The 17,753-nt window shown below is 69.0% G+C and carries 14 protein-coding genes and 1 pseudogene; 5 read left to right on the top strand and 10 right to left on the bottom strand.

The features are described from left to right. Window positions 1-13 precede the first annotated feature (13 nt). The 5 genes from ABZT03_RS15025 to ABZT03_RS15005 all read right to left on the bottom strand — a co-directional run bounded on the left by ABZT03_RS15025 (window position 14) and on the right by ABZT03_RS15005 (window position 6,061). Window positions 14-934: an NADP-dependent oxidoreductase gene (locus ABZT03_RS15025; protein ID WP_356038709.1), complete on the bottom strand. Its 921-nt coding sequence runs from the start codon at window positions 932-934 to the stop codon at window positions 14-16. Window positions 935-943: 9 nt separating this feature from the next. Beyond that, on the bottom strand, window positions 944-2,131 hold the full coding sequence (locus tag ABZT03_RS15020; RefSeq protein ID WP_356038707.1) for an amidohydrolase family protein: 1,188 nt from the start codon (window positions 2,129-2,131) through the stop codon (window positions 944-946). Window positions 2,132-2,382: 251 nt separating this feature from the next. After that, complete coding sequence (locus ABZT03_RS15015) at window positions 2,383-3,918, bottom strand: aldehyde dehydrogenase family protein (protein ID WP_356038704.1); 1,536 nt, start codon at window positions 3,916-3,918, stop codon at window positions 2,383-2,385. 846 nt (window positions 3,919-4,764) lie between these two features. Continuing rightward, the gene (locus ABZT03_RS15010; protein ID WP_356038701.1) at window positions 4,765-5,136 is read right to left on the bottom strand and encodes an antibiotic biosynthesis monooxygenase family protein; all 372 of its coding nucleotides are present in this window, start codon (window positions 5,134-5,136) and stop codon (window positions 4,765-4,767) included. A 130-nt stretch (window positions 5,137-5,266) separates the two neighbouring features. Continuing rightward, the gene (locus ABZT03_RS15005; protein ID WP_356038698.1) at window positions 5,267-6,061 is read right to left on the bottom strand and encodes an alpha/beta hydrolase; all 795 of its coding nucleotides are present in this window, start codon (window positions 6,059-6,061) and stop codon (window positions 5,267-5,269) included. 144 nt (window positions 6,062-6,205) lie between these two features. Between ABZT03_RS15005 and ABZT03_RS15000 the strand changes: the two genes are divergently transcribed. Beyond that, on the top strand, window positions 6,206-6,808 hold the full coding sequence (locus ABZT03_RS15000; protein ID WP_356038695.1) for a TetR/AcrR family transcriptional regulator: 603 nt from the start codon (window positions 6,206-6,208) through the stop codon (window positions 6,806-6,808). A 131-nt stretch (window positions 6,809-6,939) separates the two neighbouring features. Here ABZT03_RS15000 and ABZT03_RS14995 read toward each other — a convergent pair whose 3' ends face one another. Together ABZT03_RS14995 and ABZT03_RS14990 are read right to left on the bottom strand one after the other, a co-directional pair. Further along, window positions 6,940-7,632 carry a response regulator transcription factor gene (locus ABZT03_RS14995; protein WP_356038693.1) on the bottom strand — a complete coding sequence of 231 codons (693 nt, stop codon included), beginning with the start codon at window positions 7,630-7,632 and terminating at the stop codon, window positions 6,940-6,942. After that, window positions 7,629-8,816 carry a histidine kinase gene (locus ABZT03_RS14990; RefSeq protein WP_356038690.1) on the bottom strand — a complete coding sequence of 396 codons (1,188 nt, stop codon included), beginning with the start codon at window positions 8,814-8,816 and terminating at the stop codon, window positions 7,629-7,631. Before ABZT03_RS14990 ends, ABZT03_RS14995 begins: the two co-directional genes overlap by 4 nt. Window positions 8,817-9,721: 905 nt before the next feature. Between ABZT03_RS14990 and ABZT03_RS14985 the strand changes: the two genes are divergently transcribed. The 4 genes and pseudogenes from ABZT03_RS14985 (at window position 9,722) to ABZT03_RS14970 (ending at window position 14,906) form a co-directional block, all read left to right on the top strand. Next, window positions 9,722-10,369: a (2Fe-2S)-binding protein gene (locus tag ABZT03_RS14985; RefSeq protein ID WP_356038687.1), complete on the top strand. Its 648-nt coding sequence runs from the start codon at window positions 9,722-9,724 to the stop codon at window positions 10,367-10,369. An 88-nt stretch (window positions 10,370-10,457) separates the two neighbouring features. Beyond that, a pseudogene (locus tag ABZT03_RS14980) lies at window positions 10,458-11,437 on the top strand (xanthine dehydrogenase family protein subunit M). Further along, the gene (locus tag ABZT03_RS14975) at window positions 11,434-13,620 is read left to right on the top strand and encodes a xanthine dehydrogenase family protein molybdopterin-binding subunit (protein ID WP_356038684.1); all 2,187 of its coding nucleotides are present in this window, start codon (window positions 11,434-11,436) and stop codon (window positions 13,618-13,620) included. Before ABZT03_RS14980 ends, ABZT03_RS14975 begins: the two are co-directional and overlap by 4 nt. 122 nt (window positions 13,621-13,742) lie before the next feature. Next, complete coding sequence (locus ABZT03_RS14970; RefSeq protein WP_356038682.1) at window positions 13,743-14,906, top strand: XdhC/CoxI family protein; 1,164 nt, start codon at window positions 13,743-13,745, stop codon at window positions 14,904-14,906. Between the two features lie 58 nt (window positions 14,907-14,964). Here the strand turns inward: ABZT03_RS14970 and ABZT03_RS14965 are convergent, their stop codons facing one another. From ABZT03_RS14965 to ABZT03_RS14955, 3 genes are all read right to left on the bottom strand, one after another. After that, entirely contained in the window at window positions 14,965-15,630 is a 666-nt protein-coding gene (locus tag ABZT03_RS14965; protein ID WP_356038679.1) for a response regulator transcription factor, read from the bottom strand. Further along, window positions 15,627-16,733, bottom strand: a complete 1,107-nt coding sequence (locus ABZT03_RS14960; protein WP_356038676.1) for a histidine kinase — start codon at window positions 16,731-16,733, stop codon at window positions 15,627-15,629. Before ABZT03_RS14960 ends, ABZT03_RS14965 begins: the two co-directional genes overlap by 4 nt. 503 nt (window positions 16,734-17,236) lie before the next feature. Further along, a complete protein-coding gene (locus tag ABZT03_RS14955) occupies window positions 17,237-17,692 on the bottom strand; it encodes a MarR family transcriptional regulator (protein WP_356038674.1) in 456 nt (151 codons plus the stop codon). Window positions 17,693-17,753 lie beyond the last annotated feature (61 nt).

Genomic DNA, 17,753 nt, shown 5'->3' with positions numbered 1-17,753 from the left:
TGACTGCCCCTCATCAGGGCTTGAGAACGATCTTGCCGTTCGTGTGTCGGCGTTCCAGCTCCCGGAAGGCCGTCTGGACTTCGTCGAGCCGGTACACGCCTGCAATGGGGATTTCCAGATCCCCGTCGGCGATCAGGGCGGCGAGCTCCCGCAGTACGTAGGCGCTCGATGCCGCCGAGCTGCCCTCCGCCTTGGTGCCGTGCCTCGCCGCGCCCGGGAAGTCGATGATCGTGTTGATCCGTCCACCGGGTACGCCGAGTTCCAGCGCCAGTTCGATGTAGGGAGAGCCGTAGGTGTCGATGAAGGCGTCGACCGTTCCGTACGCCGCGGTGCGGACGCGGTCGGCGACACCCGCGCCGTAGGTCACCGGAATCACTCCGTGCCCGGCAAGCCATGCGTGGTGGGGTTCGCTCGCCAGACCGATGACGGTGGCTCCGGCGTGTCGCGCGAGTTGTACGGCGAGTGAGCCCACCCCGCCAGCGGCCCCGGAGACGACGACGGTCTCGCCGCGCTTGACCCTGAGGGCGTTCACCGCCGCGTACGCCGTGGTACCGGCGACGTAGAGCGCGCCGGCCTGTTCCCACGAGACACCCGCGGGCCGAGGGGTGAGGTGGTCATCGTCCACGATCACGTACTCGGCGTGGCTGGCCCGGTTGTGGGTGAAGCCGATCACTTCGTCACCGACGGCGAATCCCGTGGCTCCCGCGCCGAGTTCCTCGACGATCCCGGCCAGGTCGCTGCCCTGCCCGGACGGAAACGTCGACGGAAACCTTTCGTGCAGGAACCCCCGCCGGATCACGGCCTCACCCGGGTTGATCCCGGCGGCCAACACCTTGATGAGCACCTGCCGTGCACCGGGCTCGGGCCGTTCGACGTCGACCACGTTCAGTACGTCGATGCCCCCGTACTCAGCAAATCGCACTGCTTTCGGCATCCTGGCTCCTCACAGTCCCAGAATGCGGTCGGCGTTGCCGTGCGCGATGCGTGCGAGGTCGGCCGGTGCGTACGGTGCCGAACGCAGGAACGCCACCGCTTCGGCGCTGGACTCGAACGGGTAGTCGATGGAGAACAGCACCCGGTCGGCGCCCACGGCATGGACGGCTCCCAGCAGCGCGGCATGCGACATGACTCCGCTGGTGGTCACGTACACGTTGTTGCGCAGGTAGTACGAGGGCAGGTGCTCGACCCGCTGCTCCACGGGCACTTGGGGGTAACGGCTGTCAAGCCGGGCCATCTGGAACGGCAGCAGCTCACCCATGTGCCCCAGCATCACCGACGCACGCGGGAACTGGTCGAACACCCCGCCGTAGATCAACCGGAGCGCATGGGCACCCGTCGTCGCGGTCCAGCCCCACGACGGCCCCACCAGCACCGGATACCCGTCAAAGACACGCCAGTTGTCGGCCGGGATCACAGCCGGATGCAGATACAGCGTCACACCAAGACGCTCCAGCTCCGCCCACACCGGCCTGAACTGCGGCTCATCCAGGTAATGACCCCGCACATGGTCGTTGTACAGCACGCCCTTGAGCCCGAGCTCCTCCACCACCCGGCGCAGCTCCACGACCGCAGCCTTCGGATCCTGCAACGGAAGCACCGCGAAACCCGCGAACCGCTTCGGATGGCCGGCCACCGCCTTGGCCAGAAAATCGTTGACCCGCCGCGCGACAGCCACCGCCTCCGCCGGATCCTCGATCACCTCCAGACCCGGCGTCGAATACGACAGAACCTGCATGTCGACGCCGTTGGCATCCATGTCCGCAAGCCGCAGCTCGGTCAGATCATCCAGACGCCGGAACCACTCCTGCTTGATCGCCTCCGGCACATCCATACGCTGACGGATCGCCGCCTCCTGCCGGATAGCTCCCGGAATGGAGAACGCCTCTTCCACGGCCACAATGCGCATCTTCTTCTCCCTCTTGGCGTTCCGATGGTCCTTCAAGCCGCCGACCGCCGCAGAAACACGGCCACCAGGCACCGCCCCGGCCGCGAACGCAGGCTGCCCCGCGCCCACACCGCCGACCACAGCAGCTCCCCCAGCAGCGGCAGTCGCGGCGATAAATCTTCGCCGGGTGGACTCAGCAGGAGGCTTGGTGCGGGGCTCGGTGTGGAAAGGATCTTCGTCGGACATGCACGCTCTCCCTCGATGGTGGTGTGGTGGTTGTCGGACGTGCCCAACCGATGCGCGCTCCGCGAAGATGCCGCGTCGTTCCCCAGTGAGGCATCGACTGTTGTGGTCGGCTCGCGCTGTCGACGGGCCGGGGCGGGCGACCGGGTCCGAGGTGGGCGCCGCCCTCACGGACCCGGTGCCGTCAGTCAGCAACCGGTCTGGTGGCGGGGGTGGATGCCAGACTGGACTGTGCGCTTCTGACCGCCAGTTGGTCAGGCGGTCGTCTCGTCGCCCTCGGCCAGGATCCTGCCGCGTACGCCGGCGAGGGCTCCCGCCATCGCGCCCGCGGGCCTGCCGAAGGTGGTCGCCGAGAACTGGGCGGGGCCGGTCTTGGCGGTGAAGGAGTGCGGGTAGGCGAACTCCCGGAGTCCTTCCTCGCCCTGCTTGCGCCCGTAGCCGCTGTCGCCGCGACCACCGAAGGGCACGGCGGGGTTGATGGAGAACACCAGGGCGTCGTTGATGCTGGTCATTCCGACGCGGAGTTGACGGGCGATGGCTTCGCCGCGGTCGCGGCTGAAGACGGCGCTGCCCAGTCCGTAGCGGCTGGTGTTGATGTGCGCAATGGCTTCCTCGGTGTCGGCGACCTTGACGACGGCGAGCGTGGGTCCGAACGTCTCCTCGGTCACCGCCAGGGCGTCGGGGCTCACGCCGACGAGGATGGTGGGGGTGACATAGCGCTCCCCCACTGCCTCGATGCCACCGACCGTGGCTGTGGCGCCGCGATCGAGAGCGTCCTGGATGTGCTCCCGGATGATCGGGATCTGGGTGGGCAGGGGAACCGGCCCGATCTCCGCGTCCTCGTCGCTGCCGACGCGTACCTGCTTGGCGAGGTCGCTGATCTTCTCGACGAACTCGTCGTGAACCGACTCGACGACGTAGGCCACTTCGAGACTGATGCAGCCGTGTCCGGTGTTCTGTATGGCGCCCCATACGACGTGCTTGGCGGCTTCGTCCAAGTCGGCGTCCTCGGCAATGACGACGCCGTCCTTTCCACCGAGTTCCAGCAGAACGGGGGTCAGGGTCTGCGCGCACTGGGCGGCCACCGTCTTGCCCGTGGCGACGCTGCCAGTGAACGCGAGCTTGTTCAGACCGGCCTCGATGAGCGCCCCGCCGGTGGCCCCGAACCCGTTGAGACACTGGAGGACGTTCGGAAGGTCGGGGACCGCACGCTGCCAGGTCCGGACGAGCCACTCCCCGACGCCTGGCGTGATCTGACTGGGCTTGAGAATGGCCGCATTTCCGGCCGCGACCGCCTCGATCAGGATGGCCCCCGGCGTCAGGAGAGGGAAGTTCCACGGACCGATGACACCGACGACGCCGTAGGGCTGGTATTCGACCCACGCTCGCTGATTGGGCACGGTCGGGCTGGCGGGGACGTCCCGCCGGCCCAGCACGCGCTCGGCGTTTTCGATGGCGTACTGCACGTGCTCCAGAATCCCCAGCACTTCAACGCGGGCGTCGTCGAGGGGCTTGCCGTTCTCGGCGTGGATGAGGGCGGCCCCCTCCTCGCCGCCTACGGCTATCTCCCGCCGCCATGCGCGCAGACGCTCCGCGCGGCCCTCGAATCCGAGGTCCCACCAGGGCCCGGCGGACGAGCGTGCGGCAGCGACAGCCGCGGCGGCCTCTTCCTTGCCGGCCACGGGATACCGGGCGAACTCTGCCCCGGTGGCCTGGTCAACGGTGACCACCTCGCTCCCGTCCTGTCCGATGACTCCGTCACGCGTGATCGTTGGAGTGTTGTTGGTCATGTCTTCTCCCAATTTCTTACGACCGCCTGCATCCGAGCAGCACCCCGAGGGTGATGAGCAGGTGACGGACGTTGCGCTCGGCGCGATGAAGGGCCGCCATGTGACAGCAGGGGCACGCCGACGCGAGTGACTTCAGCGATGGCTCGAGGGCCTTGGCAAGTACTAGGTTATCAACCTGGTGATTGATGTCAATCGTTTGATAGCAGGCAGACGCTTGGGGATGAGTCAGTCAGGTCGAGGGCAGCGCGGACGACGCTGTCCGCATCGAGTCCGTGCTCGCGGTAAACGTCCTCCGGCGATCCTGACTGCCCATCCGCGATGGCCCAGGGAGGCAACAGGCACACAGTTGACGGCGGTATAGGGCTGTCGGACCAACCGAAAACCACTAGGCCAAAGAACAGACCCAGTAGGTCAACAATGGACTGCTTGACCTGCTACGCAAGGAGCCGGCGACCGCTCCGCACGACGACGGGGTCATCGTGATCGACGCCCCCGGGGACCGCACGGACGGCACCGCGACTGCACCCCTCGGCATCTCCTGCCGCTGTCCGCCGATTTTGAACGCCCAGATAACACCCTGGAACTGCTGCCGCAACCGATCGAAGTAAGGGCGATACTCGCTAATCGGCCGGCATGACTCGATGAACTTCCATTCCACATCGGTCAATCGCCTCGCGTACGTCCTGCCGATGCGCCGTCTCTGCGCCGACCAGGCCGAGTACTTTGAGCACCGGCCGGTCGGTCAGAGGGAACAGATCGGCGTCAGTTGTCCGCCGACCCAAGGGCTATACGTCGCCATACGTCGGGTGCGTTGCGAACGGCAGCCCGGAAATCGGGTAGCGGTGGTCATTCTCCTTCGCAGATGCCTTCGACTGCGAACTTCTGGTAGAGGTGAGGGTAGGCGACGGTGCCGGCAGGGTAGCCCGCCAGGTGGGAGGCGAACTCCGGCGTGCCGAGGGCGGCACGGAGGTGCTCGGTGGATCGCCAGACCGCGACGTTGGTGAAAAGTCGGCTGCCGCCGATACCCCGGTACAGCTGCACCGAGAGCAGGTTCCCCGACTTCTTCATGTACTCCGCGTCGTCCGTCCAGGCGGCCACCACCTCGTCCTCCTTGCCTTCCGGGGCGACAAAGGTGTTGATGATGGTGACCGGGCCGGCCTTTTCCTTCTGCTGGTCGCGGAACTGGGTGGACTCGTCGAGGTGGCCGAAGCTGAGCATGAGTTCTCCTGGAAATCGAGGGGGAAGTGGGTCTGCGAACCCGCGGAGTTGCAAGTGATCAGGGACCGGGGCGGGTCCGGGTGAGGGGCTGGGCTGCCGCTCGCTGCATGGCGCCTCCGGTGGTGTGTGTTCAGGCGTGGTGGTTGTCGAGGAAGTCGGTGATGAGCTGCAGCCACTCCTCGGTGCGCTCCAGCATCGGCAGGTGGCCGGTGGCGATTTCGGCGAGCTGGGCGCCGGGGATGGTTTCGGCGAGGTGGCGGTGCAGGTCGGTGGAGACGAGGCGGTCGTCGGTGGTCGAGACGACCAGGGTGGGGACCGTGATACCGGCGAGGTCTTCACGGACGTCGACCTGGCCGACGAGGTCGGTCTGCTCGGAGCTGCCGTCGGCGATGGAGGCGGCGGTGTAGCCGAGGGTCTGCTGCAGGTACTCGGACGGCATCGACTCCAGCGCCTGGGTGCCGAGGGCCATCATGAGGAGGAATTCGGCCAGCAGTTCGCGGTCGCCGGATGCGGCGATCTTGCTCTGGATCGAGGAGGCGAGGGCGAGCCGGTTGTCGCGGTGCGGGAAAGCTGCGGTCAGGACGAGTGCGGTGACGCGTTCGGGGTGGCGGGCGGCGGCGCGGATGGCAACCGGGCCTCCGAGGGAGTAGCCGGAGACGGCGAAGCGGTCCAGGCCCTCAGCGTCGGCGGCGGCGACGAGCTGGTCGGCGAGGTCGTCGACGGACAGCGCGGCGGTGGAGCGGGGGGTGTCGCCGCTGCCGGGGTAGTCGATGCCGACGATCGTGTGGCGGGCGGCGAGGGCTTCCAGGACAGGGCCGTAGGAGCCGGCCAGGCTGCTGCCGGCGCCGTGGGCGAGGAGCAGGCCGGGACCGGAGCCCAGGCGGGTGCGGGAGAACGTGGGTGCGGTCTGGGTGCGAGGTGACATGGCGGTCTGCCTTTCGAATGTGCCGACACACGAGAATCATCCGGTGCGTGTGATTACTTCCTCAGGTCTATCACACGGAGCGTATGATTTGGGCGTGTGACCTCAATCACACACGATGTATGATGTGCCGGTAGAGTGGCCGGCATGACGCAGCCCCTGCACCGCCGACAGCCCACCCAGAGCAACCCGCGCGTGCAGCGCACCCGCAACCGTGTGCTGGCCGTCGCCCGGGAACTGCTGCCCCAGGTCGGACCGGCCGGGCTTACCTACGCCCTGCTGGCCGAGCGCTCGGACGTCACCCGCCAGACCCTCTACCGGCACTGGCCCACCCGCGCCGCACTTCTCTTCGACCTCATCCTCGAAGGCCCCGACCTCGGCAACTACCCCGAACCGGGCAGCGACGTGCGTGAGGTGGCCACCGCCTGGCTCAAGAGCCTGCGCGCCGGCGTCAGCGTGCCCGCCGTACGCACCGCCGCCCTGGCCGTCACCGCCCAGGCCGACCACGACCCCGACAGCGCCCAGGCACTCATCCGCATCGGCGAAGACCGCCACACCGGCTTCAACAAGCTGCTGGAGCCCGCGGGCATCCACATCAGCGAAGACGAGTTCACCCTCCTGTACGGGCCCGTCCTCGCCCGCCTCTTCCTCGACCGCGGCCAGGTCAGCGACGCCTTCATCGACACCGTCGTCACCCAATGGATCACCACACTGCAGACCGCCAGCACACCGCAGGACGCCCAGGAGTAGTCACAGAGAGCACTTGACAGAGGCCAACCGGCACAGCCGCGTGCAGGCAGCGAACCTGGACCGTGTTGACCCGTACGGGGTCCTCTGCCGACCAGGAGCGGCCCGGGTCGGTCCGCAGTCCGTCCCGCAGGTCAGGCGGGCGGCATCTGACGGTCGCGTACGAGACCGGAGTCCCAGGCCCAGGCGGCGATCTCGACGCGGTTGCGTACGCCGAGCTTGTCCTTGATGTTGGCCAGGTGGGACTTGACCGTGCCCAGGGACACGTACAGCTCGCCGCAGACCTCCTGGTTGGTGCGGCCCACCGCCACCAGGCGTACGACGTCGAGTTCCCGCTCGGAGAGCGGGTGCGGGAGCGCTACCGGCGGCTGCTGTCCGGCGAGGTGCTTCAGCAGCCGCACGGTGACGGCGGGCGAGACAAGGGCATCCCCACGGGCGGCGCAGCGCACGGCCTCGATCAGCAAGGTGGAGCCGGCATCCTTGAGGAGGAAGCCGCAGGCGCCGTTGCGCAGGGCGGTGTAGGCGTAGTCGTCCTGGTCGAAGGTGGTCACCACGACCACACGCATCGGGTCGACGACGCCCGGACCGGCCAGGGCCCGGGTGACCTCAAGACCGTCCAGCTTGGGCATGCGGATGTCGACGAGACAGACGTCGGGACGCATCCTGCGGGCGAGTTCGATGCACTCGGCGCCATCGGCGGCCTCGCCGATCACTTCGAGGTCGGGCTGGGTGCCGAGGATCAGCCGGAAGCCGGTGCGGACCATCTCCTGGTCGTCCGCGATCAGTACCCGCGTCCGGGCCCCGTTCCCACCAACGTCACCGCTCATGCCGATGATCCTTCCACAGCTGCCAGGACAGGGAAGGCAGCACTCACGCACCAGCCGCCGTCCGCTGTCCGGCCGCTGGTCAGCGACCCCTCAACGGCCTCCACGCGTTCCCGCAGGCCCACCAGGCCGAAGCCGCCCCGCCCGCCGATCGGCCCGGTGGCGCGCGTCTGCGGCGCCGCATTGCGCGCCTCCACCCGGAGGCGACCTTGAGCGTCCAGTTCGAGGCGGACGACGACGTCCGCGCCATGGGCGTGCCGGCGTACGTTCGTCAGCGACTCCTGCACCACGCGGTGGACGGACGTCTCCACCTCCGGAGCCATGCGGATCTCGCGCACCTCGGGTGCGATGACCAGCGCCGCCGCGGTCCCGTTCTCGGCGAACGCTGAGACCAAGCGGTTCAGCTCAGCCACCAGCTCACCTGGGCGGGTGGTGTGGTGGTCGTCCTCGCGCAGGACTCGCACCAGGCGGCGCATGGAGTCCAGGGTCTCCCCGCCGGCCCGCGAAATGCCCTCCAGCAGGGGCTTGATCTGCTCCGGCGAGGTCTCCTGGATCACCAAAGCGGCGTTGGCGTGCACGACGATGCCGGTGACGTGGTGGGCGACGAAGTCGTGCAGGTCCCGGGCGAGTTCCAGGCGCTCACTGTGGCGTACGGAGGCCACGGCCCGGGCCCGGCGGGCGTCCAGGAGGCGCAGATAGCAACCGAGGCCCACAGCGCCGCCGACGGCGAATGTCAGCACGAAGGAGTACCCGAAGAAGTCGCGCTCCGCGCCCTCTCGCAGCGGCAGGGCGATCACTGCGACGGCCAGCGCCGCCGACAGCGTTACGGCGGTGGCCGGGCGCTCCACCCGCCGCGCGGTCCGGGACAGCAGCACGAGCAGGGCGACCGTTTCCAGCAGGCTCCATGTACCGCTGGTGAGCGGGGCATACGCACACAGGCCCACGGTCAGGGCCAGCGAGCCCAGTGCGGCGGCGCCGGCCCGCCAGGCGGGGCCCGGCCGGCGAGCAGGAAAGAGCAGTGCGACGGCGGCGAGGGGGCCGGAGACCAGGGGCAGCCAGCTCGACCAGCGGCCCTGCGGGTCGTAGTAGGTCACCAGGTCGAACAGCCACACCAGGGCCAGGCCCGCGCAGAGGGAGACCATGAGGGGGCGCCGGACGGCCGGAGAGAGCGGAGTATCAGGTTCCACGCCGCATAGGGTACGGATGTACGGCCGGGCAACGGGTCGGCCCGCAGGCCGATGCCAACCACCCCGGACCGGCCCGGTGGCCGAGGACGGGAGCGGGCGTCCGGCGGGATCGTCGCCGGTACGCAGATCCTCGGCACACTCCAAGTGGCCCCGGCGACGTTCGCCGGGCTGTGCGACCTGTGCACCCTCGTCGCCGTCGAGACCTCCCGACGAACTCGCACCGCACGACCACCGCCTCCGCGTCTTGGTGGACGCCGTCTTACGGTGCGCCCTGCGCCCTGGCCTGTGTCGACGTGGCCGTATCGGCGGGCGACGCTGGCGATCATGGGCGGCCTCAACGTGCTTGTCCAGGTTAACTGCACGTAGAGATATAAAGGTGGTTGATGCAATCACGCTTGCTTGATGTGGATCAGAAGGTTAATGCTTGATCTGTGCCCCCCACCCTGGCCTTGATCACCGGTGACTGCCCGGTCAGCGGTGTCGCCTGTGTTCCGCCCTCGGTCGCCGACCGCGACGTACATCCGGGGGTCTTGCTGGTAGGCCCGCGGAACGACCTTGCTATCGATCTGGGTGCGGTTGGAGCAGCTGCGGCGCAGCGCCCGACCTCCGGTGACGTCCGATTACCGGAATGTCGCGCCCGAGTCGGCGGCTCCCCGCCGCTCCCCCGGTCTCGCCGGGCGCGCGGGAGTGGTTCCGTGTCTCCTGGGTCAAGAGGACCAGCGCGCCGCGCTCAGCTCGAACCTGGGCGCCGAATCCGTCCCGCCGTCCGGCGGCAGCCACTCCTCTCCCGCCTTCCCGAGAGGACGGCAGCCTGGTTGAGCAACGGGCATGGCACACCTCCGCGGACGGCTCGGCCTCCGATACGACCCTGCCAACCACCCGCACCCCATCAAGGGAGAGTGGACATGTCCACCGAACATCCCACGGAAGCAGAGACTTCCCCCGTCGAGCCTCCGTTCGGGCCCACCCGGCGTACCTTCCTGGCCACGACCACCGCCGCAGGAGGAGCCGCTGTGGTGGGCGGCCTGGTCGGGGGGCCGCCCGCGCTCGCCGCCGAGGAAGCGTTGGCCGTCGAGGGGCCGCCCGGCAGCAGCGTTTCGTTGTCGGTGAACGGCGTTCGGCGCACCGTCACGATCGACAACCGAACCTCGCTGCTGGACCTCCTGCGTGAGCATCTCAACCTGACGGGCTCGAAGAAGGGCTGCAATGCCGGTGCCTGCGGCGCCTGTACGGTCCTGGTCGACGGCCGACGGGTCAATTCCTGTCTGACGCTGGCGGTCCGCCTGGAGGGCGCCGAGGTCACCACGATCGAGGGCTTGGCGAAGGGCGACCAACTTCATCCGCTGCAGCAGGCGTTCATCGACCATGACGCCTTCCAGTGCGGCTTCTGCACGTCGGGCCAGATTGTGTCGGGCGTCGGGTGCATCCAGGAAGGACACACCGGGTCCAGGGCGGAGATCCGGGAGTGGATGAGCGGCAACCTCTGCCGCTGCGGCTGCTACGTGAAGATCGAGCGCGCGGTCGAGCAGACCGCCGCCGGCCGGAAGGGCTGATCCCCGTGCATCCCTTCACCTACACCAAGGCCGCGGACACGCGTCGCGCGGTCGAGCAGACCGCCGCCGGCCGGAAGGGCTGATCCCCGTGCATCCCTTCACCTACACCAAGGCCGCGGACACGCGTGAGGCCCTCAGCGCCGGTTGGCGTGGCGGGCGTTACCTCGCCGGCGGTACCACGCTCGTCGACCTGATGCGGGAGACCGTAGAGCGCCCCGGCGTGCTGGTCGACATCAGCTCCCTGCCGCTGCGCGAGGTCACCGTCACCGAGCGCGGGGGCCTGCGCATCGGCGCCCTGGTCCGTATGGCCGAGGCCGCCGCCCACCCGAAGGTGCGCGTCCTGTATCCCGTCGTCTCCGAGGCGCTGGAGCTGAGCGCGTCGGCCCAGCTGCGGAACATGGCGACCATCGGCGGCAACATCATGCAGCGCACCGGTGCACGTACTTCCGGGACGTGACCGCCGCCTGCAACAAGCGTGAGCCCGGCTCCGGGTGCGCCGCGTTGCACGGCTACAACCGCAGCCACGCGGTCCTCGGCACCTCCGACTCCTGCGTGGCCACCCATCCCTCCGACGTCGCCGTGGCCTTCGCGGCGCTGGAGGCGACGGTGCACGTGCTGGGTCCGGACGGGGAACGGCGTATTGCCTTCGCCGACTTCCTGCTGCGGCCCGGCAGCACTCCGAACCGCGAACAGGCCCTACGCAAGGGCGAGTTGATCACCGCTGTGGAGATCCCCGCACTGCCGCGCCCACTGAAGTCCGGCTACCTGAAAGTGCGAGACCGCCAGTCCTACGAGTTCGCGCTCACGTCGGCCGCGGTGGCGCTCCACATCCGTGCCGGCGTCATCCGCGAGGCGAAGGTCGCCGCCGGCGGCGTGGGCACCGTGCCCTGGACGCTGCCCGCCGTCGAGCGCCGCCTCATCGGCGAACGCCCCTCCGACCGGTTGTGGGCGAAGGCCGCCGAACACGCGGCCGACGGGGCGCGCCCCCTCGCCCACAACGGCTTCAAGGCCGAGCTGCTCAAACGCACCGTCGAACGCCAGCTGCGCACCGTAGGAGGCACCAAGTGAGCCAACCGCAGGCAGCCGTCGGTGCGGCTGTGCCCCGGGTCGATGCACGGCTGAGGGTGACAGGGGGAGCGAAGTACGCCGCCGACAACAGTCCCGACGGGGTCGTGCACGCGGTCATCGTGGAAAGCAGCATCGGCAGGGGCCGGATCACCGGCATCGACACCCGCGCGGCCGAAGCCCAGCCCGGCGTCCTGAAGGTGATCAGCCACCTCAACGCGCCCAAGCTGCCGCCTGTGGAAGGCCGGTTCCCACCGGGCAAACCGCTGCGTGCCTTTCAGGACGACCGGGTGCAGTTCTTCGGCCAGCCCGTCGCGGTCGCGGTGGCGACCACGCTGGAGACCGCGCAACACGCAGCGAGCCTGGTGACGGTCTCCTACGACGCGGAGCCCTCCTCGACCGACATCAGCGTCGCCGACGCCGCCGGCGAAACCCAGACCTATGCACGCGGCGACGCCGACCGAGCTCTGGACTCCGCCCCCGTCCGGCTGGAGACGACGTACCGGACGGCCCGCAACCACCACAACCCGATGGAACCGGCCGGCATCGTCGCCCACTGGGACGGCGACCGGCTGACCGTCTGGGAGAAAACCCAGTACGTGCAGGGCACCGTGTTCACCTTGTCCGGAGAGTTCGGCATCCCGCCGGACCACGTCCGCGTCATCTCGCCGTTCATCGGCGGCGCCTTCGGCAATGCCGCCCGCGCCTGGGTGCACTCCGTCATCGCGGCCATGGCCGCACGCGAGGTGAAACGCCCGGTGAAACTCGTCCTCACCCGCAGGCAGATGTACTTCACCGTGGGATACCGGCCCGCATACGAGTACGGACTGCGACTGGGAACCGACCGAAGGGGCCACCTGACCGCGTCGACGCACGACGTCCGCGCCGAGTCCTCCCGCTATGAGACGTACAGCGAGAGCGTTCTCGTCCCGGGCCGAATGCTCTACAGCACGCCCAACGTCCGCCAGGCGTACGACCACGTCCCGCTGGACGTGAGCACGCCGTGGTTCATGCGCGGCCCCGGTTACGCCAGCGGCGCCTACCCCGTCGAGTCGGCCATGGACGAACTCGCCCACGAACTGGATCTCGACCCGATCGAACTGCGGCTGCGCAACGAACCGGCCGAGGACGAGTCCAGCAAACTGCCGTTCTCCACCCGCCGACTGCGCGAGTGCTACCGCGCGGGCGCCCGTGAGTTCGGCTGGCACCGGCGTAATCCCGAGCCGCGCTCGACGCGTGACGGTGACTGGCTCATCGGGATGGGCATGGCCGCCGGTGTCTACGACACCATGCGCAGCGAGGCCCAGGCCTCGGTCAGGCTCGACGCCGACGGCACCGCCCTGGTGCAGTCCGCGACCAGCGACATGGGCCCGGGCACGGCCACGTCCATGTCCCAGGTCGCCGCCGACGCCCTCGGCCTGACGATGCGCCAGGTGGCTTTCCGGCTCGGTGACTCCCTCATGCCGCCGGCCCCCGTCCACGCCGGTTCGCAGACCATGGCCAGCGTCGGATCCGCCGTCCAGGACGGCTGCGACAAGCTGCGCAGGCAGGCGATCACGCTCGCGGTCAACGACCGGGGATCACCGCTGTACGGCGTCGACGTCGCCGACATCGTCGTACGAGGCGGTCGGCTGTACGTGAAGGACGAGCCCTCTCGCGGGGAGACGTACCAGCGACTCCTGGCCCGCAACGACCGCCCTCATCTCGAAGTGCTCGGCTCGTACGCCGGGCCGTCGGGGCCGGAGAAGTTCTCCCTCTACGCCTACGCCGCGATCTTCGCCGAAGTGGCTGTCGACGCCCGACTCGGCCTGGTACGGGTCCGGCGCATGCTCGGCGTGTACGACGCCGCCCGGATCGTCAACCCGAGACTCGCCGACAGTCAGGCCATCGGAGCCATGACAGGCGGAATAGGTCAGGCCCTCCTCGAGCACACGGTCACCGATCACCGCGACGGCCGGATCGTCAACGCCAACCTCGCGGACTACCTCGTGCCGACCCACGCCGACATGCCTGACCTGAAGGCGATCTTCATCGACGGGCAGGACTACGAAGCCGACCCCATCGGGGTCAAGGGACTCGGTGAGGTCGTCATCGTCGGAGTGGCGCCCGCCATCGCCAACGCGGTGTTCAACGCGACCGGCCGCCGCATCCGCGAACTGCCCATCACCGCCGAAGCACTGCTCTGAGCTCCCGGGTGGCCGGTGTACCCCACAACACGCGGCTACCCGGGTACCAGGGCCGTCGCCGCGGTTTCCTCCCCTAGGGCGCGGCGACGGCCCGTCAACGCACACCTCACGGAAAGCCCCCCATGCTGAACATCACGGAGACACTGCACGACTGGTGCCACGAGGGCCGGCCGTTCGCGCTCGCCACCGTCATCGACGTCAGAGGCAGCGCACCCCTGCCGGTCGGCACCGCGCTGGCCGTGGATGCCGACGGCAACGCGGTCGGTGGCGTCTCCGGCGGCTGCGTCGAGGCGGCGGTGTACGAACTGGGCCGCCAAGTGCTGGCAGACGGCGCTGCCCCCGCACGCGTTGTCTTCGGGTATTCCGACTCGGATGCCTTCGCCGCCGGTCTGACCTGCGGCGGAGAGATCGGAGTCCTCGTACAGCGCGTGGAGCCCGGCGCCCAACCCCAGCTCGCCACCGCCCTGGATGCCGTGACCGAGGGGCTCCCGACGGCCGTGGCCCACGTCGTCGACGGTCCCGGTGTACTCGTCGGGCGGATGCTCCACATCCCCGCCGAGGGCACCCACGACGGCACTCTCGGGGTCGAGAGCGAGGACCGGGCGGTCGTGGCGCATGCGCGTGCGCTCCTGCGGGCGGGCCGTACCGGCTCGATCGAGGTCGGCGGCAGTGGGAGAGAATCCGAGGACCCGGACGACGGCACCTGCCCGCGCAAGCTCACCGTCCTCGTCCACGTGCACGCGTCCCGCCCCCGCATGCTGATCTTCGGCGCCGTCGACTTCACCGCCGCCCTCAGCCGGGCGGGGAGCTTCCTCGGCTACCGGGTAACCGTCTGCGACGCCCGCCCGGTCTTCGCCACCCCGGCCCGCTTCCCGCACGCCGACGAGGTCGTGACCGACTGGCCCCACCGTTACCTCGCGGCGACCGAGACCGACGCCCGCACCGCCGTCTGCGTCCTCACCCACGACGCCAAGTTCGACGTCCCCCTGCTGAGTCTGGCACTGACTCTTCCCGTCGGCTACGTCGGCGCCATGGGCTCGCGACGCACCCACGAGCACCGGGTCAACCTGCTCAGGCAAGCCGGCGTCTCCCAGGACCAACTGGCGCGTCTGCACTCACCGATCGGCCTGGACATCGGAGCCCTTACTCCCGAGGAGACAGCGATCTCCATCACGTCGGAGATCATCGCCCACGCCAACCGCGGCACGGGCCTGCCCCTTTCACACGGCGTCGGCCCCATCCACCTTCCCGCGCAGCCTCTGTCCGGTCTGGTGACGGCGCCGTAACCCCCGCCACAGGCTCCTCCGGAACAGGCCCCCAGCGCGCCCAGTGGTGCTCGGCCGGTCAGGCATCGGGGCGGGCGCGGCCGGTCTGGTAGGCGATCACCACGAGTTGGGCGCGGTCGCGGACGCCGAGCTTGGCCATGATGCGATTCACGTGGGTCTTGACGGTCGCGGGCGAGATGTGGAGCTGTTCGGCGATGCCGTCGTTGGAGAGACCCGCGGCCACGAAATCGAGCACTTGACGCTCGCGGTCGGTCAGGGTGGTCAGCTCCGGGGCCGGAGCGATCGTACGGTCGGGTGTAGTGAGGTAGTGGGCGATGAGTGCCCTGGTCGCACTGGGTGACAACAGTGCCTCTCCCTGGGCGATCAGCCGGATCGCGTCGAGGAGGTAGGAGAGCTCCACGCTCTTTCCGAGGAATCCGCCGGCCCCGGCACGTAGCGCCTGGAAGACGTGCTCGTCGGCTTCGAAGGTCGTCAGGATCAGCACTCGTACGTCTGCGAGGTCTTTGTCCGCCGAGATGGCGCGGGTGGCGGCGAGGCCGTCCATGTCGGGCATCCGGATGTCCATCAGCACGACGTCGGCACGGGTGCTGCGGGCCAGTACGACCGCCTCTTCGCCCGTCGCGGCCTCTCCGACGACCGACATGTCCGGCTCCGACTCGATGAGCATGCGGAAGCAGGTGCGGACGAGGGCCTGGTCGTCGGCGAGCAGAACGCGGATGGTCATCCCTGCCTCCCCTCGACGATGTGGGCGGGCAGGTCGGTGCCGGACCGATCTGACGTGCCGTTGTCGGCCGGTGGTCCGGCCGGAGGCAGCGGCAGCGGCAGCCGCACTGCGAGGCGAAAACAACCGTCGGCGTCCACTTCGGCATTGAGGCTGCCGCCGACCGCCTTGACGCGCTCACGCATGCCTGCCAGCCCATGCCCGGTGCCCGTGGCCGCCGATGCGGGGTACGGGCCGGAGTGCAGGGGGTTGGTGATTCGAATGCGCAGTTCGTCGGGCCTGTAGTCGACGAGCAGGTCCGTCTCGGCGGTTGCACCGTGCTTGTGAGCGTTGGTCAGCCCTTCCTGAACGACGCGGTAGGCAGTCAGGTCGATGGCCGTCGGCAGGGGGAGCGGATGGCCGGCCTGCCGGTGGCGGACACTCAGCCCGGCGGCGGCCAGCGATTCGAGGAGCCCTCCGAGACGGGACAGGCCGGGCACGGGTTCGGTCGGCTCCGCCTCGTCGCCGGGCTGCCGTAGTACGTGCAGCAGCGGGCCCAGTTCGTCCAGGACTGTGCGGCCGGCCTCACGGATGTGACCGAGCGCCACCTCGGCCTGATCCGGCCGACCCCGAAGGAAGCGTCCGGCGACTCCTGCCTGAATGGTGATCAGGGCGATGTGGTGGGCGATCACATCATGGAGTTCCCTCGCGATGCGCAGCCGCTCTTCGGCGACCCGGCGGCGGGCCTCTTCTTCCTTGCTCTCCTCCGCCCGCAGCGCTCGTTCCTCCATCGCGGCGACGTAGTCATGCCAAGTGCGCACGGTGCCCCCGACCGCGGCGAACATCCCGGTCCAGGCGAACACAACGTCTGCCTCCGGGCTGAAGGCCGAGTCCGCTACCCAGGTCAAAACGGCGTACAGGGCGAGGGCTGTGCCCAAGGAAGCGAACAGGGCGGTTCGCCGACGGACCGTTCGGGCCACGGTGTAGACCGCGATCAACGCAGCGAGCTTCAGTGCCCGCGAGGGATACGACGCGAGAACGGTGAAGGCCACCTCCCCAAGCACTGCCAGCGCCAGGACGGGTATCGGTGCCTGGCGACGGGCCAGCAGAAGCAGGAAGGCGGCCACCGCGGCGACGGCGTCGGCACCCGACGGACGGATGCCGTCGGGCCACTGTCCGAACAGCTGGGGCAGCAGACCGATACAGCCCACGAGGGTGGCGAGGGTCGCATCCACCAGACGTGGGTGAGCGCCGGTGACACGTTGCAGCGATACCGGTCCGATCACGGCTTCACCATCCCTTGGTGCCGATCCTCGCTTTCGGCCAGATGCGGCCGCCTGCCTGCACGCCTGAAGGCGTACGAACGGGTGGGAGGGTTGACCGCGGCAACCTGGGTTCGTCGGTGGCCTATCGGTGAACAGTGCAGACCCGCCGCGGGGAGCGCGGCCGACGAGGCTCCATCCTCGTAGCGGTACACCAGCCGGCCTGGCCACGGGGCGCACGGCATGACGCCGTCGACGGCGGTACGGGAGTGCGCTGCATGGCTGCTGACCAACAGTCGGCTCACGAGGCACCTACCACCTGTGAAGCCACACTGATCACAGAGGAGCTGGTCGGCGAGCCCACCGCCTCACGCCTCCCGGACCACTTCGGCCACCTCGTCGAGGAGTGCCCTCAACTGTGCGGCTTTCTTCGGACCGAGCTTCTCGGCGATCCGCAGTTCGAGGTCCACGATCACGGCCTCGGCATCCCGTAGGGAGTCGCGACCTGCGTCGGTGAGGTGCAACTCCTGCACGTGGCGGTGGCGCGGGTGCGGTCGGCGTTCCAGTTGACCCCGATCCTCCAGGCGGGCCACCTGGGAGGCCACTGCTTGAGGGGTGACGTTCAGGCGACGGGCCAGTTCCGCGCCCGTCAGGCCGGGATCGGTGTGGACGGAGATCAGCAGGGTGTACTGAGCGGCCGCGATGCCCAGCGGTCGTAGCCGCTGGTCCTTCCGGGCCTGCACAGCCCACTCCGCCCGCCGAAGGGCCCAGGTCACCCGGGTCAGGTGCTCGGCAGGGATCGGTCGTGCGTCATCCTTTGTCACCCGATGAGAATACGGCACCTGGACACTTAACAAGTAGCTTGATTGTCCTCAAGCGTATGAA

Origin of the sequence: Streptomyces sp. NPDC005574, from assembly GCF_040605435.1 — a bacterium.
Taxonomy (GTDB): Bacteria; Actinomycetota; Actinomycetes; order Streptomycetales; family Streptomycetaceae; genus Streptomyces.
Note: the sequence above shows the minus strand (reverse complement) of the source record. Positions and strands in the feature narration are given on the sequence as shown.

Coding starts and splice junctions, on each gene's coding strand:
- ABZT03_RS15015 (WP_356038704.1), bottom strand. CDS start 3,918: ATGACCAACAACACTCCAACGATCACGCGTGACGGAGTCATCGGACAG.
- ABZT03_RS15025 (WP_356038709.1), bottom strand. CDS start 934: ATGCCGAAAGCAGTGCGATTTGCTGAGTACGGGGGCATCGACGTACTG.
- ABZT03_RS14995 (WP_356038693.1), bottom strand. CDS start 7,632: ATGAGCGGTGACGTTGGTGGGAACGGGGCCCGGACGCGGGTACTGATC.
- ABZT03_RS14985 (WP_356038687.1), top strand. CDS start 9,722: ATGTCCACCGAACATCCCACGGAAGCAGAGACTTCCCCCGTCGAGCCT.
- ABZT03_RS15020 (WP_356038707.1), bottom strand. CDS start 2,131: ATGTCCGACGAAGATCCTTTCCACACCGAGCCCCGCACCAAGCCTCCT.
- ABZT03_RS14970 (WP_356038682.1), top strand. CDS start 13,743: ATGCTGAACATCACGGAGACACTGCACGACTGGTGCCACGAGGGCCGG.
- ABZT03_RS15000 (WP_356038695.1), top strand. CDS start 6,206: ATGACGCAGCCCCTGCACCGCCGACAGCCCACCCAGAGCAACCCGCGC.
- ABZT03_RS15010 (WP_356038701.1), bottom strand. CDS start 5,136: ATGCTCAGCTTCGGCCACCTCGACGAGTCCACCCAGTTCCGCGACCAG.
- ABZT03_RS14965 (WP_356038679.1), bottom strand. CDS start 15,630: ATGACCATCCGCGTTCTGCTCGCCGACGACCAGGCCCTCGTCCGCACC.
- ABZT03_RS15005 (WP_356038698.1), bottom strand. CDS start 6,061: ATGTCACCTCGCACCCAGACCGCACCCACGTTCTCCCGCACCCGCCTG.